Origin of the sequence: Actinomycetospora sp. NBC_00405, assembly GCF_036044095.1 — a bacterium.
In the GTDB taxonomy this organism is placed as follows: domain Bacteria; phylum Actinomycetota; class Actinomycetes; order Mycobacteriales; family Pseudonocardiaceae; genus Actinomycetospora; species Actinomycetospora callitridis.
The window spans coordinates 4,929,899-4,954,166 of sequence record NZ_CP107938.1; the positions used below are offsets into that span (position 1 = coordinate 4,929,899).

The 24,268-nt window shown below is 70.6% G+C and carries 18 protein-coding genes, 1 tRNA gene and 2 pseudogenes; 19 read left to right on the top strand and 2 right to left on the bottom strand.

Annotated elements, in window-relative coordinates; genetic code table 11:
• Nucleotides 1-53 precede the first annotated feature (53 nt).
• Both OG774_RS24420 and OG774_RS24425 read right to left on the bottom strand, forming a co-directional pair.
• On the bottom strand, nucleotides 54-935 hold the full coding sequence (locus OG774_RS24420; protein ID WP_328304949.1) for an SGNH/GDSL hydrolase family protein: 882 nt from the start codon (nucleotides 933-935) through the stop codon (nucleotides 54-56).
• A 58-nt stretch (nucleotides 936-993) separates the two neighbouring features.
• A complete protein-coding gene (locus OG774_RS24425; protein WP_274194372.1) occupies nucleotides 994-2,229 on the bottom strand; it encodes a pyridoxal phosphate-dependent aminotransferase in 1,236 nt (411 codons plus the stop codon).
• 191 nt (nucleotides 2,230-2,420) lie between these two features.
• Here OG774_RS24425 and OG774_RS24430 point away from each other — a divergent pair.
• From OG774_RS24430 to rpoB, 19 genes and pseudogenes are all read left to right on the top strand, one after another.
• Nucleotides 2,421-2,493 (top strand) — tRNA-Trp (locus tag OG774_RS24430).
• A 63-nt stretch (nucleotides 2,494-2,556) separates the two neighbouring features.
• Nucleotides 2,557-2,940: a preprotein translocase subunit SecE gene (gene secE, locus OG774_RS24435; RefSeq protein WP_274194371.1), complete on the top strand. Its 384-nt coding sequence runs from the start codon at nucleotides 2,557-2,559 to the stop codon at nucleotides 2,938-2,940.
• Nucleotides 2,941-3,006: 66 nt separating this feature from the next.
• Nucleotides 3,007-4,047, top strand: a complete 1,041-nt coding sequence (nusG, locus tag OG774_RS24440; RefSeq protein WP_328304950.1) for a transcription termination/antitermination protein NusG — start codon at nucleotides 3,007-3,009, stop codon at nucleotides 4,045-4,047.
• Nucleotides 4,048-4,081: 34 nt separating this feature from the next.
• The gene (rplK, locus tag OG774_RS24445; RefSeq protein ID WP_274194369.1) at nucleotides 4,082-4,516 is read left to right on the top strand and encodes a 50S ribosomal protein L11; all 435 of its coding nucleotides are present in this window, start codon (nucleotides 4,082-4,084) and stop codon (nucleotides 4,514-4,516) included.
• 88 nt (nucleotides 4,517-4,604) lie between these two features.
• Complete coding sequence (rplA, locus tag OG774_RS24450; protein ID WP_274190788.1) at nucleotides 4,605-5,315, top strand: 50S ribosomal protein L1; 711 nt, start codon at nucleotides 4,605-4,607, stop codon at nucleotides 5,313-5,315.
• Between the two features lie 290 nt (nucleotides 5,316-5,605).
• Entirely contained in the window at nucleotides 5,606-6,244 is a 639-nt protein-coding gene (gene rplJ / locus OG774_RS24455; protein ID WP_328304951.1) for a 50S ribosomal protein L10, read from the top strand.
• Nucleotides 6,245-6,291: 47 nt separating this feature from the next.
• Entirely contained in the window at nucleotides 6,292-6,681 is a 390-nt protein-coding gene (rplL, locus tag OG774_RS24460; RefSeq protein WP_328304952.1) for a 50S ribosomal protein L7/L12, read from the top strand.
• A 381-nt stretch (nucleotides 6,682-7,062) separates the two neighbouring features.
• Nucleotides 7,063-8,061 (top strand): annotated as a pseudogene (locus OG774_RS24465) (ABC transporter ATP-binding protein); the annotation flags it as partial.
• A gap of 950 nt (nucleotides 8,062-9,011) precedes the next feature.
• Nucleotides 9,012-9,806: an MlaE family ABC transporter permease gene (locus OG774_RS24470; RefSeq protein WP_328304953.1), complete on the top strand. Its 795-nt coding sequence runs from the start codon at nucleotides 9,012-9,014 to the stop codon at nucleotides 9,804-9,806.
• A gap of 42 nt (nucleotides 9,807-9,848) precedes the next feature.
• Nucleotides 9,849-10,685, top strand: a complete 837-nt coding sequence (locus OG774_RS24475) for an MlaE family ABC transporter permease (RefSeq protein WP_274194366.1) — start codon at nucleotides 9,849-9,851, stop codon at nucleotides 10,683-10,685.
• Nucleotides 10,682-12,139 carry an MCE family protein gene (locus OG774_RS24480; protein ID WP_328304954.1) on the top strand — a complete coding sequence of 486 codons (1,458 nt, stop codon included), beginning with the start codon at nucleotides 10,682-10,684 and terminating at the stop codon, nucleotides 12,137-12,139. The genes OG774_RS24475 and OG774_RS24480 overlap by 4 nt, the downstream gene beginning before the upstream one ends.
• The gene (locus OG774_RS24485; RefSeq protein ID WP_328304955.1) at nucleotides 12,136-13,224 is read left to right on the top strand and encodes an MCE family protein; all 1,089 of its coding nucleotides are present in this window, start codon (nucleotides 12,136-12,138) and stop codon (nucleotides 13,222-13,224) included. Before OG774_RS24480 ends, OG774_RS24485 begins: the two co-directional genes overlap by 4 nt.
• A gap of 2 nt (nucleotides 13,225-13,226) precedes the next feature.
• Nucleotides 13,227-14,162, top strand: a pseudogene (locus tag OG774_RS24490) (MCE family protein); the annotation flags it as partial.
• A 383-nt stretch (nucleotides 14,163-14,545) separates the two neighbouring features.
• On the top strand, nucleotides 14,546-15,955 hold the full coding sequence (locus tag OG774_RS24495) for an MCE family protein (RefSeq protein WP_328304957.1): 1,410 nt from the start codon (nucleotides 14,546-14,548) through the stop codon (nucleotides 15,953-15,955).
• A gap of 53 nt (nucleotides 15,956-16,008) precedes the next feature.
• Entirely contained in the window at nucleotides 16,009-17,148 is a 1,140-nt protein-coding gene (locus OG774_RS24500) for an MCE family protein (RefSeq protein WP_328304958.1), read from the top strand.
• The gene (locus OG774_RS24505; protein ID WP_328304959.1) at nucleotides 17,145-18,434 is read left to right on the top strand and encodes an MCE family protein; all 1,290 of its coding nucleotides are present in this window, start codon (nucleotides 17,145-17,147) and stop codon (nucleotides 18,432-18,434) included. The genes OG774_RS24500 and OG774_RS24505 overlap by 4 nt, the downstream gene beginning before the upstream one ends.
• A gap of 165 nt (nucleotides 18,435-18,599) precedes the next feature.
• Complete coding sequence (locus tag OG774_RS24510) at nucleotides 18,600-19,073, top strand: hypothetical protein (protein WP_328304960.1); 474 nt, start codon at nucleotides 18,600-18,602, stop codon at nucleotides 19,071-19,073.
• 31 nt (nucleotides 19,074-19,104) lie between these two features.
• Nucleotides 19,105-20,337 (top strand): hypothetical protein, encoded by a 1,233-nt coding sequence (locus OG774_RS24515; RefSeq protein ID WP_328304961.1) that lies wholly within the window; start codon nucleotides 19,105-19,107, stop codon nucleotides 20,335-20,337.
• A gap of 425 nt (nucleotides 20,338-20,762) precedes the next feature.
• Entirely contained in the window at nucleotides 20,763-24,242 is a 3,480-nt protein-coding gene (gene rpoB, locus OG774_RS24520; RefSeq protein ID WP_328304962.1) for a DNA-directed RNA polymerase subunit beta, read from the top strand.
• Nucleotides 24,243-24,268: the final 26 nt, after the last annotated feature.

Below are 24,268 nucleotides of genomic sequence, written 5' to 3' on the forward strand. Positions count from 1 at the left end.
AGGCCGGCGCATAGAAGCAGCGAACAGCACGTTCGCTGCGAGTGGGGGCGAGCTCAGGCCGCGGCCGGCACGCCCAGGGTGGCAAGGACCGCGCGGGCGAGGGCCTCGGAGCCCAGGGCGTTGGGGTGCACCGGCAGCGCGGGGGCGGTGGGCACGAGGCCCTCGATCCAGCGCGTCCCGGGCAGCGTGCAGACGTCGTGGCCGACGGTCGGGGTGAAGGTGTCGACGTAGGTCGCGTCGCCCTCGGCGGCGGCCTCGGCGATCGTGTCGTTGAGGTGGCCGAGCACGCCGCGCAGGTACTCCACGTCGCCCGCGGTGTAGGGCACGACCGGGTAGCAGCCGGGGCCCTGGGCGGGCAGCACCGAGGGGTAGCCGACGAGCAGCACGCGGGCGTCCGGGGCGCGGGAGCCGACCTCGTCGAGGACGTCGTCGAGGCGCCCGGCGAGCGTGTCGATCCGCTGCTCGAGCTGGTCGGTGCCGCCGGCGGTCCAGCGGTCGCGGCACGGGGTGCCGAACGGCGTCGGGCTCACGCAGCTCTGGACGATCTCGCCGAAGCCGATGTCGTTGCCGCCGATCCCGACCGTGACGAGCTGGGTGCCGGGCCCGAGCGCGTCGTACTGCGGCGGGTTCACCCCGCCCGAGGTCTGCTGCGGGGCGGCGAGGTCGCGGGTCTGCGCGCCGCTGCAGCTCACGTCGGTCAGCTGGGCGCCGGAGCGCTCGGCGACGAGGTGCGGGTAGTCGTTCGCCGAGCGCAGGCAGCCGGGCGGGGGCCCCGCGATCGGACCGGTCAGCGGCGAGGCCGTGTAGGAGTCACCGAGCGCGACGTAGGCCTGCCCGGCGGTCGTCGGGGCGCCCATCGCCACGGGCGCGACGGCGACTCCGAGGAGGCCGATGCCGAGGGCGACGAGCAGGCGCAGGACGACCGGACGACGCACCGGGGCTCCCTCGTGTCCGGGGTCCCGGCGGGACCGTCGCGGCGGATGATCGCGGGTCTCAGCGTGCCTCGGCCAACAGGTCGGCCATCCGGGTGACGCCGACGCGCAGGTCCTCGTCCCCGAGGGCGTAGGAGAGCCGGAAGTAGCCGGGCGTCCCGAACGCCTCACCCGGCACCACGGCCACCTCCGCGTGCTCGAGGATGAGCGCGGCGAGGTCGACGCTGGTCTGCGGGCGCTCGCCGCGCAGCTCGCGGCCGAGCAGGCCCGCCACCGACGGGTAGGCGTAGAACGCGCCCTGGGGGGTCGGGCAGGTGATGCCGTCGATGCCCGAGAGCAGCTCGACGATCAGCCGGCGGCGGCGGTCGAACGCCTCGCGCATCTCGGCGACCGCGTCGAGCGGGCCGGACACGGCGGCGAGCGCCGCGCGCTGGGCGACGTTGCAGACGTTCGAGGTCAGGTGCGACTGCATGTTCACGCCGGCCGCGACCACGTCGGCGGGCCCGATCATCCAGCCGACGCGCCACCCGGTCATGGCGTAGGTCTTGGCGACGCCATTGAGCACGACGCAGCGGTCGGCGATCTCGGGCACCGCCACGGGCATCGACACGTGCTCGGCGCCGTCGTAGGTCAGGTGCTCGTAGATCTCGTCGGCGATCACCCAGACGCCGTGCTCGGCGGCCCAGCGCCCGACGGCCTCGACGAGCGCGCGCGGCGCGACCGCACCCGTGGGGTTCGACGGCGAGCACCACAGCAACGCCTTGGTGTTCGGCGTGCGCGCGGCCTCGAGGGCCTCGACGGTCGGCAGGAAGTCGGTGGACTCGTCGGTGCCCAGGACGACCGGCTCGCCGCCGGCCATGCGCACGGCCTCGGGGTAGGTCGTCCAGTACGGCGCGGGCAGCAGGACCTCGTCGCCCGGGTCGATCAACGTCGCGAAGGCCTCGAACACGGCCTGCTTGCCGCCGTTGGTGACGAGCACCTGCCGCGCCTCGACCTGCCAGCCCGAGTCGCGGGCGGTCTTCGTCGCGATCGCGTCGCGCAGCTCGGGGAGCCCGGCGGCGGGGGAGTAGCGGTGGTTCTTCGGGTCGGAGCACGCGGCGATCGCCGCGTCCACCACCGGCTGCGGGGTGGGGAAGTCGGGCTCGCCGGCGCCGAAGCCGATGACCGGCCGGCCGGCCGCCTTGAGGGCCTTCGCCTTCGCGTCCACGGCCAGCGTGGCCGACTCCGCGATCCCGCCCACACGGGCCGAGATCCGGCGGTCGGTCGCTGTGGACTGGAGCGAGGTCACCGATGCCATGTCACAGATATTGACAGACAGCAGCGACGGCGTTCCCGGCCAGGTCCCGCCGTGGCCAGGGGTCGGGGCGCTGCTCCCGCGGGTCGTTGCGTACCATCGATGGTCGGGACGGTTCGTCCGTCGTCCTCGCGCGTCCGTCGGCGTGCCGGGAACGACCTCGGATCATCCGGGCGGGCCTCCGGGTCCGCCACAGGGGCGTAGCTCAATTGGCAGAGCAGCGGTCTCCAAAACCGCAGGTTGCAGGTTCAAGTCCTGTCGCCCCTGCACTACACGACAACGGGCCCGCCGGCCGGCGGGACGGTGGACGAGGACGGTGAGGACGGCCCCGTGAGCGAGGACAGCAGCCGACGTCGGCGCGCGAGCGACGACGACGAGGCGCGTCCGGTCACCGCCGCCGGCCGTCGACGGCGGGCCTCCGGCGACGGAGCCGGGGACGCCGCGGACACCGGCACGTCGAGGCGTCCCGGCGGCAAGGGCACGACCACCCCCACGCGCGACCGGGCGCAGGCCGAGCCGGAGGGCTCGCTCATCACGCGCCTGCGCCGGTTCCTGCGCGAGGTCGTGGCCGAGCTCCGCAAGGTCCACTGGCCGACCCGACGGCAGATCGTGGTCTACACGTTCGTCGTCCTCGTGTTCGTGGCGTTCATGGTGTCTCTGGTGGCGGCCCTCGACTGGGTGTTCGCCAAGGCCGTGTTCGCCCTCTTCGGCTGACCGTTCCGCGAGCGGCCGGCCGGGCACCTCCGCGGTGCCCGTCGTGCAAAGGAAGTGAGACGAGAAGTGACCTCCGCAGGATCCGGCGCAGACTCCGAGACCACCACCCCCGACGGCGGCGAGCCCGAGCTCGTCGCCGAAGCCCGCACGCGCGGCGTCATGGTGCGTGAGGGCAGTGGGACGTACGGGGACCTCAGCACCGAGGAGAACCCGGCGACGCTCGACGACGCCGCGGTGGCCCGCGCCGGCCAGGAGGCCCGCGAGGCCGCCGAGGACGCCGACGACGAGAACGCCGAGGACGAGGTCGACGCCGAGGCCGAGCTGCAGGCCGCGCGGGCGGCGCTCGGCGGACCGACCGACGAGGACGACTCCGACCTCCCCGAGGAGTCCGCGGGCACCGGCGACGTCGCCGCGCGCGGCGACACCGAGGACGACATCGCCGTCGACGAGGCGCCGGTCGAGGAGCCCGCCGCCGAGGTCGAGGAGGAGGAGGTCGACCCGGCGCAGGCCCTCAAGGACTCGCTGCGTCTGGCCCCCGGCGACTGGTACGTCGTGCACTCCTACGCGGGCTACGAGAACAAGGTGAAGGCCAACCTCGAGACCCGCGTGCAGACGCTGGACGTCGAGGAGTTCATCTTCCAGGTCGAGGTGCCCACCGAGGAGGTCACCGAGATCAAGAACGGGCAGCGCAAGCAGGTCCAGCGCAAGGTGCTGCCGGGCTACATCCTCGTGCGGATGGACCTCAACGACGCCTCGTGGAGCGCCGTCCGCAACACGCCGGGCGTCACCGGCTTCGTCGGGGCCACCTCCCGTCCGTCGCCGCTGACCCTCGACGAGGTCGTCAAGTTCCTCCTGCCGCGGCAGGAGACGCCGAAGAAGGCCAAGGGTGCCGACAAGTCGGGCACCGAGTCCTTTGGCACCAAGCCCGCCGTCGAGGTCGACTTCGAGGTCGGCGAGTCGGTCACCGTCATGGACGGCCCGTTCGCGACGCTGCCCGCCAGCATCTCCGAGGTCAACGTCGACGCCCAGAAGCTGAAGGTGCTCGTCTCGATCTTCGGCCGCGAGACCCCGGTCGAGCTCGGGTTCAACCAGGTCTCCAAGATTTAAGGCACCACCCAGCACAACGCAGTAGAGGAATCCGATGCCCCCGAAGAAGAGGCGACTCTCCGCAGTCGTCAAGCTGCAGATCAACGCCGGCGCGGCCACGCCGGCCCCGCCCGTCGGCCCGGCCCTGGGTCAGCACGGCGTGAACATCATGGAGTTCTGCAAGGCCTACAACGCCGCCACCGAGGCGCAGCGTGGTCAGGTCGTGCCGGTGGAGATCTCGGTCTACGAGGACCGGTCCTTCACCTTCGAGCTCAAGACCCCGCCGGCGGCCAAGCTGCTGCTCGCCGCGGCCGGCGTGAAGTCCGGCTCCGCGACGCCGCACAGCAAGAAGGTCGGGTCGGTCACTGCGGACCAGGTCCGCGAGATCGCCCAGACCAAGATGGCCGACCTCAACGCGAACGACCTCGACCAGGCGTCGAAGATCATCGCCGGCACCGCCCGGTCGATGGGTCTGACCGTCGCAGACTGAGCAGTGTGACCCGCGCCGACCCGGTCGGCGACACGTGGGAGGGCGGCGCAGCCCTGACCACCACTGATCCATCAGGACAAGGACAGACATGAAGCGCAGCAAGGCCTATCAGAACGCCGCCGAGAAGGTGGACTTCGACAAGCTCTACGCCCCGCTCGAGGGCATCGAGCTCGCCCGGGAGACGTCGCCGACGTCGATGGACGCGACCGTCGAGGTCGCCATGCGCCTGGGTGTCGACCCGCGCAAGGCCGACCAGATGGTCCGCGGCACCGTCAACCTGCCGCACGGCACCGGCAAGACCGCCCGCGTCATCGTGTTCGCCACCGGCGACAAGGCGCGCGAGGCCGAGTCGGCCGGCGCCGACGTCGTGGGGTCGGACGACCTCATCGAGCGCATCCAGGGCGGCTGGCTCGACTTCGACGCCGCCGTCGCCGCGCCCGACCAGATGGCCAAGGTCGGCCGTGTGGCCCGCATCCTCGGCCCCCGCGGGCTCATGCCGAACCCGAAGACCGGCACGGTCACCCCGGACGTCGCCCGCGCCGTCGGGGACATCAAGGGCGGCAAGGTGAACTTCCGCGTCGACAAGCAGGCCAACCTGCACCTGATCATCGGCAAGGCGAGCTTCGACGTCGAGAAGCTCGTCGAGAACTACGGCGCCGCGCTCGACGAGATCCTGCGCGTGAAGCCGTCGGCCGCGAAGGGCCGCTACGTCAAGAAGATCACCGTCACCACGACGATGGGCCCGGGCATCCCGGTCGACCCGAACCGCACGCGCAACCTGCTCACCGCCGAGGCCTGAGCAGCTCCCGGGGCACCCTGCTGCGCGGGGTGCCCCGGGTGGCCGCGTAGACTCCACACCAGATCGAACCCCGATCCACCCGAGACCGCTGGTCTCCGCCCGGCCCCTCTTCGGAGGTCCGAGCGGACGAAGGCCCCACGAGGGGCGTCCCGCGCAGGAGGACGAGGGCAGCGAGTCCGCCGGGCCCCGCCCGTGCGTCACCTCCACGCCCCGTGCGCCTGCGCACGGGGCGTTCGTCGTTCCGGGCCCCGCACACCGCGGTCGCCCGAGTACGCAGAGAGGAGGCGCGCATGGCTACAGAGACCGAGAGGCCTCCGAACGCCGACAAGGTGGCCGCGGTCGCCGAGATCGCCGCGGAGTTCCGCGACGCGTCGGCGATGGTCGTCACCGAGTACCGCGGCCTGTCGATGAAGCAGCTCTCGCAGCTGCGGCGTTCGCTGGGCTCGGACGTCACCTACACGGTCGCTAAGAACACCCTGGTCAAGCGGGCTGCCGCCGACGCCGGGGTCGAGGGTCTCGACGACCTGCTCATCGGCCCGACGGCCATCGCGTTCGTCAGCGGGGAGCCCGTGGACGCCGCCAAGGCGCTCCGCGACTTCCAGCGCGACAACAAGGCCCTGGTCGTCAAGGGCGGCTACATGGAGGGCCGCGCGCTCTCCGCCGTCGAGGTCACGCAGCTCGCGGACCTCGAGTCCCGCGAGGTGCTGCTGGGCAAGCTGGCCGGCGCCATGAAGGGCAACCTCACGAAGGCCGCCCAGCTGTTCAGCGCCCCGGCCTCGCAGGTCGCGCGTCTCGCGCAGGCCCTGCAGGACAAGCGGGCCGCAGAGGGCGCCTCGAGCACCGAGGAGGCCGTCGCGGCGGTCGAGTCCGCCGACGCCGAGGCCGCCACCGAGGCCCCCGCCGAGAACACCGAGACCGCTGACGCCTGAGTACGGCCGGTCCCGTCCCCATCACTGATCATTCTTTAGGAGCCACCATGGCGAAGATGTCCACCGACGAGCTGCTCGACGCCTTCAAGGACATGACCCTGATCGAGCTCTCCGAGTTCGTGAAGAAGTTCGAGGAGGTCTTCGAGGTCACCGCGGCGGCGCCGGTCGCCGCGGCGGCCGCCCCGGCCGCCGGCGGTGCCGCCGCCCCGGCCGAGGAGGAGAAGGACGAGTTCAACGTCGTCCTCGAGGGCGCTGGCGACAAGAAGATCCAGGTCATCAAGGTCGTCCGCGAGGTCGTCTCGGGCCTGGGCCTCAAGGAGGCCAAGGAGCTCGTCGAGAGCGCCCCGAAGCCGATCCTCGAGGGCGTCAACAAGGAGGCCGCCGACGCGGCCAAGGCCAAGCTCGAGGAGGCCGGCGCCAAGATCAGCCTGACCTGATCGGGCGCGCACGAGCGCTGCACGGAACGTACGGGGCGGGGACCGGTCGGTCCCCGCCCCGTTGTCGTCTCCGGGTCCGTCAAGCCCACGTCCGGGCGTCCCCGGAGCGAGTGGTGTGGCACACGCAGATGCGTCGGGCGGCAGCGATCAGTCCACCGATCGCGTGAGGCGGACCGCTCGTCGCCACCCGTGCGGCGCAAGGAACCGTCGTGTCCGGTCGATCACGCCCCGGCGTCTGCCCAACTTTGCGCGTGAGTAACCTCCGGCAGAACCCCGTCGTTGGAGACGTGACGCCCCTCTCGTGGGGTGGCGACCACATGACGTCGGTGACATGGCGGGTGCGCATCAGGTCGACACGACGACGACAGCGGGAGGACTCCAATGGCGGGCGTCGAGGTCGGGATCAAGAACCTCTCGAAGTCCTTCGGCAGCTCCAACATCTGGTCCGACGTCACGTTGACGCTGCCGGCCGGTGAGGTCAGTGTCCTGCTCGGCCCGTCGGGTACGGGTAAGTCGGTGCTCCTGAAGTCGATCATCGGACTGTTGAAGCCCGAGAAGGGCTCGATCTTCATCCACGACACCGACCTGGTGCGGTGCTCGGAGTCGAAGCTCTACGAGATCCGGAAATTGTTCGGGGTGCTGTTCCAGGACGGCGCGCTGTTCGGTTCCATGAACATCTTCGACAACATCGCCTTCCCCCTTCGTGAGCACACGAAGAAGGGCGAGAAGGAAATCTCCGACATCGTCATGGAGAAGCTCGACCTGGTCGGGCTCGGCGGCGCGGAGGACAAGCTCCCCGGCGAGATCTCCGGCGGCATGAAGAAGCGCGCCGGTCTGGCCCGCGCGCTGGTGCTCGACCCCGAGATCATTCTGGTCGACGAGCCGGACTCCGGTCTGGACCCGGTGCGCACGGCGTACCTCAACCAGCTGATCGTCGACCTCAACGCCCAGCTCGATGCGACGATCCTCATCGTCACCCACCACCTCGGGACGGCGCGCTCGCTGCCGGACAACATCGGGATGCTGTTCCGCAAGAACCTGGTGATGTTCGGCCCGCGCGAGGTGCTCCTGACCTCCGAGGAGCCCGTGGTCCAGCAGTTCCTCCAGGGTCGGCGCATCGGCCCGATCGGTATGTCCGAGGAGAAGGACTCGGCCCAGATGGAGGCCGAGATGGAGGAGCTGAAGAAGAAGGGCGGCGCGGCGGAGTCCGAGGAGTCCTTCATCGACCCGCAGCTCGAGGTCAGCGAGGGCGTGCCCGAGCGCAAGGCGGTGCAGCGGCGCAAGGACCGCGTCATGCAGGTCCTGCACACCCTGCCGCCCAAGGCGCAGACGGCGATCCTCGAGCAGCTCACCGAGGAGGACCAGGAGCGCTACGGCATCTCCCGGGACCAGGACCGCACCGAGCTCATCGAGATCACCCGGAACAACCCGCCCGAGGACGCCGACCCGTTCGGCTACCAGGCCATGGGCGAGGCCGAGGACAACTCGATGGTCGAGGACTCCCCGGCCGGCGAGGGCGAGGGCGAGGGCGACCAGGCCGGCAGCGGCGACCCCGACGCGGACGCCGAGGCCCGCAAGGCACCGCCCGCGCCGCCGGAGTCCGATGAGCCCCTCGTGGGTGTCCCCGCCGACGAGGACGCCGGCGGCACCGTCGTGCTGCCCCAGGCGGGGGAGCACACGAAGGAGGGCGACGAGCAGTCCGACGAGAGCGGCGCCGGCTCCTCGGACCAGCAAACGACCGAGCAGCCCTCGGACCAGCAGGACTCCGACCAGGACCGGGGCGACGACCCGCCGACCGAGCAGATCCAGGCCGTCCGGGACGGCTCCGGGCAGGACCAGGGCGGCCAGGACCAGGGCCAGCAGACCGAGCAGGTCGCCACCGCGGGAGCGGCGGGCGCCGCGGGTGCCGCCGCGGCCCGGTCCGACGACGCCGAGACCACCGGACGCCACCACTGGCGTGGCGAGGAGGCCGGTGCCCCGGCCGATCAGGGCGGCGACCAGGGTGTCGCCGGCCTGGTCCCGATGGCGGCCCGTCCGGCGCGCGAGGACGGCCGCCAGCAGGGCCAGGGCCAGCAGCAGAGCCAGGGCCAGCAGGGCGCCCGCAGCGGTCGTGAGACCGAGCGCTCGGGCTGGGCCCAGCCGAACGCCGGCCAGGACGCCGCCCCCGATCCCCGCGGGGAGACGACGAACGACCCGCCCGCCGAGGGCGGGCCGGGGTCCCCGCAGCAGGCCCCGCCGGGCGGCGAGTCGTCCGGTGACGTGCCGCGCGGCCGCGAGGACGACGACAGCAAGCTCGGCGGCCTGCGTCGCATGTTCCGCCGGAGCGGCTCGTGAGCAACCGTCTCGCGACCGGAAACTTCCCCGGCGCCGGCGCGCTCACGGCCACCGGCAAGCTCTTCGCCCTCGGTCTGGACATCCTGGTCGGCATCTTCCAGCGGCCGTTCCAGACGAAGGAGTTCGTCGAGCAGTGCTGGTTCATCTCGCGGGTCTGCATCCTCCCCGCGGCACTGGTCTCGATCTCGTTCGGTTCGGTCATCTCGCTGCAGCTGGGGTCGCTGATCCGGCAGTTCGGTGCGCAGTCGTTCTCCGGAGCGGCGAGCACGCTGGCGGTCATCCAGCAGGCGGCACCGGTCATCTGCGCGCTCCTCGTGGCCGGGGCCGGCGGGTCGGCGATCTGCGCCGACCTCGGCGCCCGCACCATCCGCGAGGAGATCGACGCGATGGAGGTGCTGGGCATCAACCCCATCCAGCGCCTGGTGGTGCCCCGGGTGCTCGCCTCGATCCTTGTGTCGGCGCTGCTGTTCGGCCTGGTGTCGATCGTCGGCGTCGCCGGCGGCTACTACTTCAACGTGGTCCTGCAGGGCGTCACCCCGGGCGCCTACGTGCAGGGCTTCTCCGCCCTGTCGAAGCCGAGCGACCTCCTGGTCGGCTTCATCAAGGCGGCCCTGTTCGGGCTGGCCGCCGGGATCGTCGCCGCGTTCCGCGGCCTCAACCCCGCCGGCGGCCCGAAGGGCGTGGGCGACGCGGTCAACCAGGCCGTCGTCATCACGTTCATCCTCCTGTTCGCGATCAACGTGATCGTGACGGCCGTGTATCTCAACCTCGTTCCCCCGACCAAGTTCTGACCAGCTCGACGTTCTGACCGCCGCTCCCCAGGCCAGGAATCGATGACGATCACTTCACGCGCACGTCGTGCCGCCAGCGCGCCGCTCGGTGTCCTCGACACCCTCGGCGACCAGGCATCCTTCTACGCGCGCACCATCGGCTGGATCCCCAAGTCGGTGACTCGCTACCAACGCGAGGTCCTGCGGCTCCTGACCGAGGTGGCCTTCGGGTCGGGCGCGCTCGCCCTCATCGGCGGCACCGTCGTCATCGTCGCCACGCTGACCTTCTTCACCGGCTCGGTGGTCGGTCTGCAGAGCTATTCGGCGCTGAACCAGATCGGCACCTCGGCGTTCTCCGGCTTCGTCACCGCGTACTTCAACACCCGCGAGGTCGCCCCGCTGGTCTCCGCGCTGGCGCTCTCCGCCACGGTCGGCGCCGGCTTCACCGCCCAGCTCGGCGCGCAGCGGGTCTCGGAGGAGATCGACGCCCTCGAGGTCATGGCGGTGCCGTCGTTGCCGTTCCTCGTCACCACCCGCGTGGTCGCCGGCTTCATCGCCGTCATCCCGCTCTACGTCATCGGCCTGGTGGCCTCATATCTCGCGGCGCGCCTGCTGGTCACGAACTTCTACACGCAGTCGCCGGGCACGTACGACCACTACTTCAACCTGTTCCTGCCGCCGCAGGACGTCATGTACTCCTTCGGCAAGGTGCTGGTCTTCGCCCTGGTGATCATCCTCGTGCACTGCTTCTACGGCTACAACGCCAGCGGCGGGCCGGCCGGCGTGGGCGTCGCGGTGGGCAACGCGGTGCGGAACTCGATCGTCATCTTCTCGGTCCTCGACAACCTGCTGACCCTGGCCATCTGGGGCACGACGACCTCGATCAGGATCGCCGGATGAGCGCGCCGACGCAGGACACGGAGCGCGACGACCAGGGTCCGCAGCTCAAGGACAAGCGGCCCCCGCTCAGCCCGCTCCGACGCCGGTCGATGGGCGTCGCGCTCATCCTGGTGATGCTGCTGATCGTCGGGGTGTGCCTGGCGAACTTCAACAAGGTGTTCAAGCCGACCGAGACCGTCTACCTGCGCACGGCGACGGTGGGCAACCAGCTCTCCAAACAGGGCGACGTGAAGGTCCGCGGCGTCATCGTCGGCGAGATCACCTCGATCGACAGTGACGGTTCGGGTGCGGTCATCGAGATGGCGATGAGCCCCGACTTCCTGCCGACCATCCCGAGCAACACGACGGCGATGCTCATCCCCAAGACGCTGTTCGGTGAGCGCTACGTGTCGCTGTCGATCCCGCCGGATGCGAGCCCCCGCCCGCTGCAGGAGGGCGACACCATCGCGCAGGACCGGTCGTCGAACGCGACGGAGACCGAGCAGGTGCTCAACAACCTGCTCCCGGTGCTCACCGCGGTCCAGCCGGAGAAGCTCTCGGACACCCTGGGCGCGGTCTCGCAGGCCCTGTCGGGCCGCGGCGAGCAGCTCGGCGACACGCTGGTGCTGCTCAACCAGTACGTCGAGGGCCTCAACCCGTCGCTGCCCGACCTCCAGGCGAACCTGCGGGCGCTGGCACCGACGGCGGACATCTACAACCAGGCCGCGCCGGACCTGATCCTCGCGCTCGACAACCTCGTCACCACGAGCCGCACGCTGGTCGAGGAGCGCGCGGCGTTCGAGTCGACGTTCCGGTCGGTGACGTCGGCTTCGGACGTGACCACCGAGTTCCTGCGGGCCAACCGGGAGAACATCATCGAGCTCGCCGCCACGTCGCGGCCGATCCTCGAGCTCCTGGCGCGGTACAGCTCGGAGTTCCCGTGCCTGTTCCAGCAGCTCACGGACCTCACACCCATGATCAACGACGTCTTGAAGCCCGACACGGGCATCCAGATCGCCGCCGAGATCGTCATCGACAACGGCAAGTACGTGCCCGGCGAGGAGCCGCGCTACCTCGACACCCGTGGCCCGCGCTGCTACCAGATCGAGGGTCAGGCGCCCCAGTTCCCGCCGGGCGGTCCCATCCGAGACGGGTCGATCCCGCCGGACCCGTCTCGCAGCACGGAGGACGCCTACGCCGGCGGCGAGGGCGGCGAGATCGACGAGGAGTCGCAGACCGGTGACGACTCGCCGGTGACGGCTCGTGGTGGCGGCCGGACCGAGGGGCAGTCGGCCCCGGGGCGCGTTGACGGCGCCAACATCGGACTGCCCAACACCCCCAACTCACCCGAGGAGCGCCGGCTGGTGACCGAGGTGACGGCGATGCAGATGGGCGTGAGCCCGTCGCAGGTGCCCTCCTTCGCCCCGTACCTCAGCGCGGCGACGCTGCGCGGAGCCCAGGCGGAGTTCCGGTGAGGGGGCTCGCAGCGCCGCTGATCAAGCTGGCGATCTTCACCGTCGTCACGGTGCTGTCGGTGGCCGTGCTGCTCACGGCGGTCCAGAACTCATACTTCGGCAGCACCGAGGACTACAAGGCGCGCTTCACCGACGCGTCGGGCCTCATCGCGGGCAGCGACGTGCGCATCGCCGGGGTCCGGGTCGGTCAGGTGACCGACGTGCAGCTGGTCGACCGCGATACCGCCGAGGTCTCGTTCAAGGTCGACGAGACCCGCAAGTTGCCGGCCGGATCGATCTTCTCGATCAAGTACCAGAACCTCGTCGGTCAGCGGTACCTCGAGGTCGCCCGGGGCAACGGGCCGATGAACGCGATGCTGCGGCCCGGCGCGACCATCCCGGTGAACCAGACCCGACCGCCGCTGAACCTCACGGTGGTGTTCAACGGCTTCAAGCCGCTGTTCCAGGCGCTGAACCCGGCCGACATCAACCAGCTGTCGTTCGAGATCATCCAGGTGCTCCAGGGCGAGGGCGGGACCGTCAACTCCCTCCTGGCGCGCACGGCATCGCTGACGTCGACGATCGCGGACCGCGACGCCGTGATCGGCTCGCTGATCACGAATCTGAACACCGTCCTCGACACGGTCAACGCCCGTGACGAGCGGCTGTCCGGGCTGATCGTCTCGCTCCAGCAGCTGGTCAGCGGCCTCGCCGCCGACCGCGTGCGGATCGGGGAGACCCTGCAGCCGATCGCCGACCTGACCACCGCGACGGCCGGCCTCCTCGAGGAGGCACGCCCACCGCTGGCCGACGACATCGTCCAGCTCGGCCGGCTCTCGGCGAACCTCAACGACAACCGAGGTCTCGTGGAGACCTTCCTGCGCAACACACCGCAGAAGGCCAACAACTTCGGGCGAGCCGGCAGCTATGGCTCCTGGTTCAACTTCTACCTCTGCGGGCTCGGCGGGAACGTGACTTTCGGCGGTCGGACGCTGCCTGAAGTGTTCCCGATCCTCGGACCAATCCTTCCTGACCCTGATGGGCCTGGCCCCCTCAAGCCGGGCGCGTTCTCGCTCGAACTTCCAGATACGGCGGAGCGATGCTGAGGATGAAGCCGTTCCGCAAGCGGAACCCCCTGCCGATCGGCGCGGCCAGCCTCGCCATCCTGCTGCTGCTCACGGCGGCATCCCTGAACATCCGCGACCTTCCCCTCATCGGGCAGGGCCCGACGTACTCGGCGCGCTTCAGCGAGTCGGCCGGTGTGCAGCCCGACGACGACGTCCGCATCGCGGGCATCCGGATCGGGACGGTCACCGACCTCGAGCTGGACGGCAAGGACGTCGTCATCTCGTTCAAGGCTCCGGACGCCTGGGTCGGCGACCGCACCTCGGCGTCGATTGAGATCAAGACGGTGCTCGGGCAGAAGTACATCAACCTCGAGCCCGCAGGTGAGGCGCCGCTCGACCCGGACGCATCCATTCCCCGGGAGCGCACCCGGGCGCCGTTCGACGTCATCCAGGCGTTCTCGCAGCTCTCGACTACCGTCGAGGACCTCGACACCGACCAGCTCGCGCAGAGCCTCGGGGTCCTCTCCGAGACGCTCGACGGCGCGGCCGGGCCTGTCCGCGGCGCGCTCGACGGCCTGAGCCGGCTCTCGCGCACAATTTCGTCGCGGGACCAGGAGCTGGCCCGTCTGCTCGCCAACACCCGCACCACGACGCAGGTGCTCGCCGACCGTGACGCCGAGGTCGAGCGGTTGATCAACGACGGCAACCTGCTGCTCTCCGAGCTGCGGGCCCGCAAGGCCGCGATCGACAACCTGCTCAACGGCACGATCGCGCTAGCCGCCCAGCTGCGCGGCCTGGTGGCCGACAACGAGGCGACGCTGCGGCCGACCCTCGAGCAGCTCGACGGCGTGCTCTCCACGCTCGAGGAGAACTCCGCGAACCTCGAGAACGGGGTGCGCCTGCTGGCCCCGTTCATCCGGGTCTTCGGCAACGTCGTCGGTAACGGTCGCTGGTTCGACGCCTACATCTGCAACCTCGACCCACCGGGCGACCAAGTCTGCGACCCGGGCTCGAGTCTCGACCCGGGGGGCCTGCTCGGCGGGCTTGACCCGGCAGTTCTCAGGCAGATCCTTGAGGCTGCGCTCGCCCAGCTCGGACTACCGATGATCCCGAGCGCGGATGCGCTCCCCGGCGTCCTGGCAGCACTGAGCCCGGCGCAGCTCACCCAGCTCCAGACCCTCCTCGGCGGTGGAGCGGGCGCCCTGACCCCACAGCAGATCGCCATCCTCTTCCCGAACGGGATGCCCGACGTGAACGCGCTGACCTCCGCGCTCGCGCCCGCCGCTGCCGGGGGCGGCCTGCTCCCCGGCGCGGGCGCGACAACCGGCGAGGATGCCGGCGGCGAAGGTGGAGGCAACTGATGTCGAACCGCGTCGCGACGTTCCTCGAGAGCGCCGCCCGGACGCTCGCCGTGGCGCTGGTGCTGGCGCTGCTGGCGACGGCCGGGCTCTGGTACGCGCTGCAACGCGGCAGCCAGCGCACCGTCACCGCGTACTTCGCCAACACCGTCGGTCTGTACACCCAGAACGAGGTGACGATCCAGGGCATCCCGGTCGGCTCGGTCGACGACATCGTTCCGCAGGGCGACGTCGTGCGGGTGACTCTCAAGGTCGACAACGACGCCCCGGTGATGGCGAACCCGCAGGCCGTCATCGTCGCGCCGACCCTGGTCAGCGACCGGTACATCCAGCTCGGCCCGACCTACGAGGGCGGCCCGCAGCTGGCCGACGGCGCGGTCATCCCGCTCGAGAAGACGGGCACGCCCGTCGAGCTCGACCGCGTCTACCAGAGCCTCGACACCATCGCCCGGTCCCTCGGCCCGAACGGCGCGAACCGGACTGGGGCGCTCAACGAGCTCCTGCGATCGTCCTCGGGGGCCCTCGGCGGCAACGGCGAGCTGCTCAAGAGCACGATCACCGAGCTCGGCGGCGCCGTCGGCACCCTGGCCGACAATCGCGACAACCTGTTCGCGACGGTCGACAACCTCGGCCAGTTCACCAACATGCTCGCCCGTAACGACGGCGCGGTCAGGGACCTGAACAACCAGCTCGCGGACATCTCGGCGTTCCTCGCCTCGGAGCGCGGCAACCTCTCTACAGTGCTCGCGACGCTGCCGCCGGCCCTGGACGACGTGGCCCGCTTCATCCGGGACAACCGCGACATCCTGCGGACCGACGTCCGGAAGCTCGCGAACATCACCGACATCCTCGTGCGCCAGCGTGCCGCGCTCACCGAGTTCGCGAACGTCGCTCCGGCGGCGCTGGGCAACCTGACGAACTCGTACAACGCCAGCTCGGGCACGCTCGACGTGCGCCCGGTGCTGGCTCCGGAGCTCATCGGCGACGGGCTCGACCCGCGCGCGCTTATCTGCAACCTGCTCGCGAACCAGCCGGGGCTGCCTCTCGTCCTTCAGCAGTCGCTGCCGAGCGCGGAGCTGACACAACTGGCTCGGGCTTCGGTGGTCTGCGGGGCGATCCTCGGCAATGGGACCGGTGGCACCACACCGCTCGGGCTCTCGGTCGCTCCGGTCCAGAACCTCCTCAACCTGCTGAACGGCCAGCCGACCCTTAACGCCCTCGTACCCGTCACCGCTCTGCCCGAGGGCATCCTTCCGGGAACTGGCGCGGCGGGCGGCAGCACCGAGGCCGGCGCAGGCGGGGGCGCCAGTCCCAGCGATGGTGCCAACACCGACGGCACCGGCGCGGGCGCCGCACCGAGCGAGCCCGGCAGCGGCATCCTCGGCTTCGAGAACCTCGGAGGTGGCCAGTGAGTGCGCCGAGAAGGGTCCCGAGGCGACGCACCCGGGTCGCCACTCTCCTGGTGGTGGCGCTCTTCGCGCTCACGGGCTGCGGGTTGCAGTCCCTCCAGGACCTGCCACTACCCGGCGGCGCTGCTCTCGGCCCCGAGCCCTACGCGGTCACGGCACAGTTCACCAACGTCGTCGACCTCGTGCCGAACAACAGCGTCCGCGTCAACGACGTCCCGGTGGGTGTCGTCCGGGAGATCTCGCTCGCCCCCGACGGTTGGACCGCCCAGGTCGTCGTCGAGGTCAACGGCGCGGTCGTCCTGCCGGCCAACTCCACGGCCCGGCTGCGCCAGACCAGCCTCCTCGGCGAGAAGTTCGTCGAGCTGATGCCATCGCCCACCGACCCGCCGCAGGGCCGCCTCGCGGCCGGCACGGTGATCCCGGCCGACCGCACCGACGTCGGTGCGCAGGTCGAGGAGGTGCTCGGCGCGCTGTCGCTGCTGCTCAACGGCGGCGGGGTCGAGAAGGTTCAGACGATCGCCCGCGAGCTCAACGCGGCGACGACGGGCAACGAGGCCCAGCTGCGGTCGCTGCTGCAGAACCTCGACCAGTTCGTGGGCACGCTCGACCGGCAGAAGGCCGACATCGTGCGGGCGATCGACTCGCTGGAGCGACTCAGTCGCACGCTGGTCGACCAGCGGGCGCGGATCGCCAACGTCATCGACAACCTGGGCCCGGGCCTCGACGTGCTCAACCAGCAGCGGGGCCTGCTCGTCGGGACGCTGCAGTCCTTGAACCGGCTCTCCGACGTCGGGACCGACGTGATCCGGCGGAGCCAGGCCAACACGGTGGCGGATCTGCGGGCCCTGCAGCCGATCTTGCGCAACCTCGTCGAGGCGGGGGACGCCCTGCCGGGCTCTCTTCAGATCCTGCTGACCATTCCGTTCGCCGACAGATCGCTCGATGTCATCAAGGGCGATTTCGCGAACATCAACGTGCGACTCGAACTGGACCTCCAGGCGATCCTCACCAACATTCTCAACAGCCCCGCGGTTCCGGGCGTCGACACCATCTTCAAGATGTTGCAGTCCCCCGGGACGACGCCGCTTGGAGGAGCGGACGCCACAGCGGACGCGGACGCCTCCGGTGGCGGCAGCTCCCGGACCCCGGGGCTGACGCCCGCACTGCCCGGTCTCAGCGGAGGTAACGGCGGATGATCGGCACCAAGACGCTGCGGCTGGTGGCGCTGTTCGCCGTCATCTCGATCATCGGCATCGGCTACGTCGGCCTGCGCTACGTCGGCGCCGACTCGTTGATCGGCCTGGGCCCGTACACGGCCAAGGTCCAGCTGGCCGACTCCGGCGGCATCTTCCCCGACGCCTCGGTCAGCTACCGCGGCGTCGAGATCGGCAAGGTCGGGGACATGCGGGTGACCCCGCAGGGCCTCGAGGTCGATCTCGAGATCGAGCAGGAAGCCCCGCCCGTCCCCACGTCGTCGATGGCGGTGATCGCCAACCGGTCCGCGGTCGGCGAGCAGTACGTCGACCTCCAGCCGCCGAACGACCGCGGCCCCTACCTCGACGAGGACTCGGTCATCCCGGTCTCGCAGACGCGGACCCCGGTGCCGGTCGATCAGCTGCTCGCCGACGTCAACGCCCTCGCGACGTCGGTCCCGCTGCCCGAGCTGCGGACGACCGTCGACGAGCTCTTCAACGCGTTCGACCGGGCCGGTCCGGACCTGCAGCGCCTGCTCGACTCGAGCAACGCACTGATCCCCGACGCGATCGCCAACCTGCCGCAGACGCGCCAGCTTCTGCGCGACGGGCGGATCGTGCTGACGACCCAGAGCCAGCTCGGGCCGCAGATCACGTCGTTCAGCCGCGACCTGCAGCTGTTCACCGCGCAGCTCAAGGCCGACGACCCCAACCTGCGCCGGCTCGTCACCGCGGCCCCGCCGGCCGCCCAGCAGCTCGAGGGCCTCATCCGCGACGTGGGGCCGGACCTCAGCCGCACGATCGCCAACCTGCTGACGATCACGCGCATCATTGAACCGCGACTTGCGGGCGTCGAGCAGGTCTTGGTGACCTACCCCGCGCTCTCGGCAGCGGCGCCGTCGGTGCTCCGCCCCAACGGGACGTCACCGCCCGACGGTCAGGTGCATTTCGGTCTCGTCGTCAACATCGCCGACCCGCCCTACTGCCGCAACGGCTATCTGCAGCCGGACGCGGGCTGGCGGCGCGCGGACGAAAAGGACTTCATCCCGATGGACACCAGCGTGCGCTGCAACGAGGCCCCGCCGGTGAACGTCCGCGGCAGTCAGAACGTGGGGCCGGCGCCCTTCAACTCGTCGAACCCCGGTAGCCCCGCCGACGCCGGTGGATCCGGCGCGTCGGAGAATGCGACGCAGGACACGACGACGCTGGCCTCGTTGCCGGCGGGCGGTGTCCTCGAAGGCAGTCAGCGCGGCGCCCCGCCGATCATCATCCCGGGCCTGGGCGACTGACCCGCGGAGCACCATCCCGCCGGGACTCCCCGACCCGACGGACAACCTGAGGAGCTGAGCGCCACGTCCGCGACGACGGCCGACAAGGCCAGCGAGACCGACGAGGCCACCGACACCGCCGGGTCCCCCGACCGGCGCCGGCGGCGCACCATCACCATCCTCGCCGTGCTGACGGTCCTGGCCCTGGCGGCCGCCGTCGGGAGCGGCATCTACTGGTGGTCCGGAACCCAGAGCGACGGGGCGACCTCGGCCGCCACGCGCGACGAGGCGATCGACGCCGCCGAGCAGATCGTCGTCAACATCAACACTGTGCGGCCCTCGACCCTCGATGCGGACCTCGAGGCCGCGCAGTCGTCGCTTGCCGAGCCGATGCTCGGCCAGTACCAGCAGGTGCGGCAGCGGTTCGCCGAGAACCTGCGCCAGTCGCAGGCCGAGGTCGTCGCGACCCCGGTCTCCGCGGCCCTGACCGCCTTCGACCCCGAGCGGGCCACCGCCTCGGCGATCGTGGCGATCGACGTCAACGCCCGCAGCGCCACGGCGCAGCCCCAGTCCAAGCAGCAGCTGTTCCTCGTCGAGATGATCCGTACGCCGGACGGCTGGAAGGCCGCCAAGGCGACGCCCTCGACCGGACAGCAGTAGCCGCGGCCGACACCAGAAAGGGGGAGTGACCGTGCCACCCCGCTCCCGCACCAAGCCCGGCTCCACCGCCCGTCGACCCAAGGTCGCCGGCCTGCGCCAGCACGCGCACGCCGGGGCCGCGAGCCCCGACCTCACCGACCCGCAGCTCGACGACGGGCCGCTCGACGCGTCTCCCGTCGCCGACGAGGACACCGCTCGTGCGGCGTCCACCGCGCCGGTGACGACCCCGACGACGGTCCCCGCCGACCGCCTCGAGGACGCGCCGGTCGAGCCGACGGCGCCCGCGGGCACCGACGACATCGCCACCGCCACCGCCACCGCCACCGGGACGCCGGTGACGGACGACGACGTGGCGACGAGCGAGCCCGCCCCCGTCGAGACCCCCGACGACGACACCGCGGCCGAGGAGACGACGGCCCTCCCCGCCGCCACGACGTCCGCCGAGACCGCCACCGAGGAGACCACCGAGGAGATCACCGAGGACGCCACCACCGAGGCCGAGCCGGTCGCGGAGGGCGTCGCGGCGACCACGGTGACGACGCCGCGCCCGAAGGGCCGTCGGACCACGCGGATGACGCCGCGCGCCGACGCCCCCACCACGGCGCGCCCGGGCCGGCAGGACGAGGACACCGTCGCGTCCCCGACGCGGGCGGCGAGGCCCACCCGGGAGCGGGGCCGCGAGCCGGAGACGGACGGGGCCCCGCGTCGCTCCGAGCGGCAGCGCGCCACGCTGACCCGCTTCGGCGCCTCGAAGGCCCTCCCGATGACCCTCGTCGCCGTCATCGTCGTCTGCCTGGTGCTCGCGGGCCTCGCGTTCTGGCAGGGCCGGCAGGCCTGGACCAGCGGGCCGGTGAGCAACCAGGCCGTCGTCGACGTCGGGGGCACCGCCGAGCTGGTCGGGCAGAGCCGCGAGTCGATCGAAAAGATCTTCTCGTACGACTTCACGCGCCTCGACGACTCCGTGGAGGCCGCCCGCACGATGTCGACGGGTCAGTTCACCGACCGCTACCTGTCGGTGTTCGACCAGACGATCCGGACCCCTGCGCAGCAGCAACAGCTGCGGCAGACCGCGACCGTCCAGAACATCGGCGTCGTCTCGATGCGGGACGACCGGGCGACGGTCATGGCGCTGACGCAGTTCTCGGCGCAGCGCACGACGACCGGTCAGTCGACCAACGCGCCGGGGCTCCTGCGCCTCGAGATGGAGCGCGTCGACGGTCGCTGGAAGCTCGCCGAGTTGACCCCCCTGACCGCGAACCGCTGATCACCCCCGCGACCTGCCGGGTGGACCGATGGTCCACCCGGCATCGTCGTGTCCGGGCCCGATCGGGTCCGTGTAGGGCCTGACCTGCACGGGGATCGTCGATCCGCCCGGGCGACACCGGGCGCGCCCCACTTGACTCCGGCGGCACGGGCGGTCACTCTGTTCGCAGCGCGGCACCCCCGCGTCAGACCCCGGAGGTCGATCCCGCCCCAGGCGGACATCCCTCCCGGCGCGTCACGAGGGGGGGTCGTTCGACAGGTGCCATCATGCATGGCTAGACTGTCGGATCGCGCTGCCCTACGTCTGTCCGCCCCCTCGTGTGCCGACGCCCGGGCCGCGTCCACGCCGTCCGGATCGCTGCGCTGCGTACCGGCCGGTGAAGCTACTGACAGCGTTCAGACAGCGTTGTTCCGGAAGGACGCATCTTGGCAGTTACCCGCGCCACCAAGGTCTCGAACCACCACGCGTCGTTCCCCGGGGCACCCACCCGGGTCTCCTTCGCCAAGCTGGACCAGCCTCTCGAGGTTCCCGACCTGCTCGCCCTGCAGACCCAGTCGTTCGAGTGGCTGGTCGGCAGCGAGGAGTGGTTCGAGCGTCGCGTGGAGGCGGGTGAGGAGCTCCCCGCAGGCGGCCTGGAGGAGGTCCTCTCCGAGATCTCTCCCATCGAGGACTTCTCCGGCTCCATGTCGCTGTCCTTCTCCGACCCGCGCTTCGACGAGGTCAAGGCCTCCGTCGAGGAGTGCAAGGACAAGGACATGACGTACTCGGCCCCGCTCTTCGTCACCGCCGAGTTCACGAACAACACCACCGGTGAGATCAAGAGCCAGACGGTCTTCATGGGCGACTTCCCCGTGATGACCGACAAGGGCACCTTCATCATCAACGGCACCGAGCGCGTCGTCGTGTCGCAGCTCGTGCGCTCGCCCGGGGTGTACTTCGACCGCTCGGTCGACAAGGCCACCGACAAGGACGTCTTCAGCGTCAAGATCATCCCCAGCCGCGGTGCCTGGCTGGAGTTCGACGTCGACAAGCGCGACACCGTCGGTGTCCGCATCGACCGCAAGCGCCGCCAGCCCGTCACCGTCCTGCTGAAGGCGCTGGGCTGGACCACCGAGCAGATCCAGGAGAAGTTCCACTTCTCCGAGACGCTGCTGGCCACCCTCGAGAAGGACTCCACGGCCGGGCAGGACGAAGCCCTGCTCGACATCTACCGCAAGCTGCGTCCGGGCGAGCCGCCCACGCGCGAGTCGGCCCAGACGCTGCTGGAGAACCTCTTCTTCAAGGACAAGCGCTACGACCTCGCGAAGGTCGGCCGCTACAAGGTCAACAAGAAGCTGGGCTCGGCGGTCGATCCCTCGGTCGGCACGCTCACCGAGGACGACATCATCAACACGATCTCCTACCTCGTGCGCCTGCACGCGGGGGAGACCGAGGTCGAGGCCGAGACCGGCTCCATCCCGGTCGAGACCGACGACATCGACCACTTCGGCAACCGTCGCCTGCGCACCGTCGGCGAGCTCATCCAGAACCAGATCCGGGTGGGCCTCTCCCGCATGGAGCGCGTCGTGCGCGAGCGCATGACGACGCAGGACGTCGAGGCGATCACGCCGCAGACCCTGATCAACATCCGGCCCGTCGTGGCCGCGATCAAGGAGTTCTTCGGCACCTCGCAGCTCTCGCAGTTCATGGACCAGACCAACCCGCTCGCGGGCCTGACCCACAAGCGCCGGCTCTCGGCGCTGGGTCCGGGTGGTCTGTCGCGTGAGCGCGCCGGCATGGAGGTCCGCGACGTCCACCCGTCGCACTACGGCCGCATGTGCCCGATCGAGACGCCGGAAGGCCCGAACATCGGCCTGATCGGGTCGCTGTCGAGCTTCGCGCGGGTCAACCCGTTCGGCTTCATCGAGACGCCCTACCGCAAGGTCGTCGACGGCGTGGTCATCGGCCAGATCGACTACCTCACCGCCGACGAGGAGGACCGCTTCGTCGTCGCGCAGGCCAACGCGCCGCTCGACGAGGACGGCCACTTCTCCGAGGAGCGCGTCCTCGTCCGCCGCAAGGGCGGCGACGTCGACCTCATCGCGCCGACGCGCGTGGACTACATGGACGTCTCGCCGCGCCAGATGGTGTCGGTCGCGACGGCCATGATCCCGTTCCTCGAGCACGACGACGCCAACCGCGCGCTCATGGGCGCGAACATGCAGCGTCAGTCGGTGCCGCTGCTGCGTTCCGAGTCGCCGCTGGTCGGCACCGGGATGGAGCTGCGCGCCGCGGTCGACGCCGGCGACGTCATCGCGACGGACCGGGGCGGTGTGGTCGAGGAGCTCAGCGCCGACTACATCACGATCATGGACGACGAGGGACAGCGCACGACGCACCGTCTCCACAAGTTCACGCGGTCCAACCAGGGCACCTGCATCAACCAGAAGCCGATCGTCTCCGAGGGCGACCGCGTCGAGGCCCGCCAGGTCCTCGCCGACGGGCCGTGCACCGAGGACGGCGAGATGGCCCTCGGGAAGAACCTGCTCGTGGCGATCATGCCGTGGGAGGGCCACAACTACGAGGACGCGATCATCCTGTCGCAGCGTCTCGTGCAGGACGACGTCCTGACCTCGATCCACATCGAGGAGCACGAGATCGACGCCCGGGACACCAAGCTCGGCGCCGAGGAGATCACGCGGGACATCCCGAACGTCTCCGAGGAGGTCCTCGCGGACCTCGACGAGCGCGGCATCATCCGGATCGGTGCCGAGGTGGCCGACGGCGACATCCTCGTCGGCAAGGTGACGCCCAAGGGCGAGACCGAGCTGACCCCCGAGGAGCGCCTGCTCCGCGCGATCTTCGGCGAGAAGGCGCGCGAGGTGCGCGACACCTCGCTCAAGGTCCCGCACGGCGAGACCGGCAAGGTCATCGGCATCCGGGTGTTCTCCCGCGACGACGACGACGAGCTGCCGCCCGGGGTCAACGAGCTGGTCCGCGTCTACGTGGCCCAGAAGCGCAAGATCTCCGAGGGTGACAAGCTCGCCGGCCGCCACGGCAACAAGGGCGTCATCGGCAAGATCCTGCCGGTCGAGGACATGCCGTTCCTCGCCGACGGGACGCCGGTCGACATCGTCCTCAACACCCACGGTGTGCCGCGACGCATGAACATCGGCCAGGTCCTGGAGACCCACCTCGGGTGGATCGCCAAGAGCGGCTGGGAGGTCGACCCGGACAACACCGAGCAGTGGGCCGTCGACATGCCCGACGACATGCGTCGGGTCGAGCCCGACACGAACACCGCCACCCCGGTGTTCGACGGTGCGCGGCAGAACGAGATCTCCGGGCTGCTCCAGTCGACGCTGCCGAATCGCGACGGCGTGCGGCTGGTCGGCCCGGACGGCAAGGCGCAGATCTTCGACGGACGTACCGGTGAGCCCTACCCGCACGCGATCGCGGTGGGCTACATGTACATCCTCAAGCTGCTGCACCTGGTGGACGACAAGATCCACGCCCGCTCCACGGGCCCGTACTCGATGATCACTCAGCAGCCGCTCGGCGGTAAGGCCCAGTTCGGTGGCCAGCGCTTCGGTGAGATGGAGTGCTGGGCGATGCAGGCCTACGGCGCGGCATACACGCTGCAGGAGCTGCTCACCATCAAGTCCGACGACGTGCTCGGCCGCGTGAAGGTCTACGAGGCCATCGTCAAGGGCGAGAACATCCCCGAGCCGGGCATCCCCGAGTCCTTCAAGGTGCTGCTCAAGGAGCTCCAGTCGCTGTGCCTCAACGTGGAGGTGCTGTCCTCGGACGGCGCAGCCATCGAGATGCGCGACGGCGACGACGAGGACCTCGAGCGTGCCGCGGCGAACCTGGGCATCAACCTCTCGCGCAACGAGTCGCCGTCCGTCGACGACGTCGTGAACTAGTTCCTCGCCGGCCGGCCCCGGCCCCC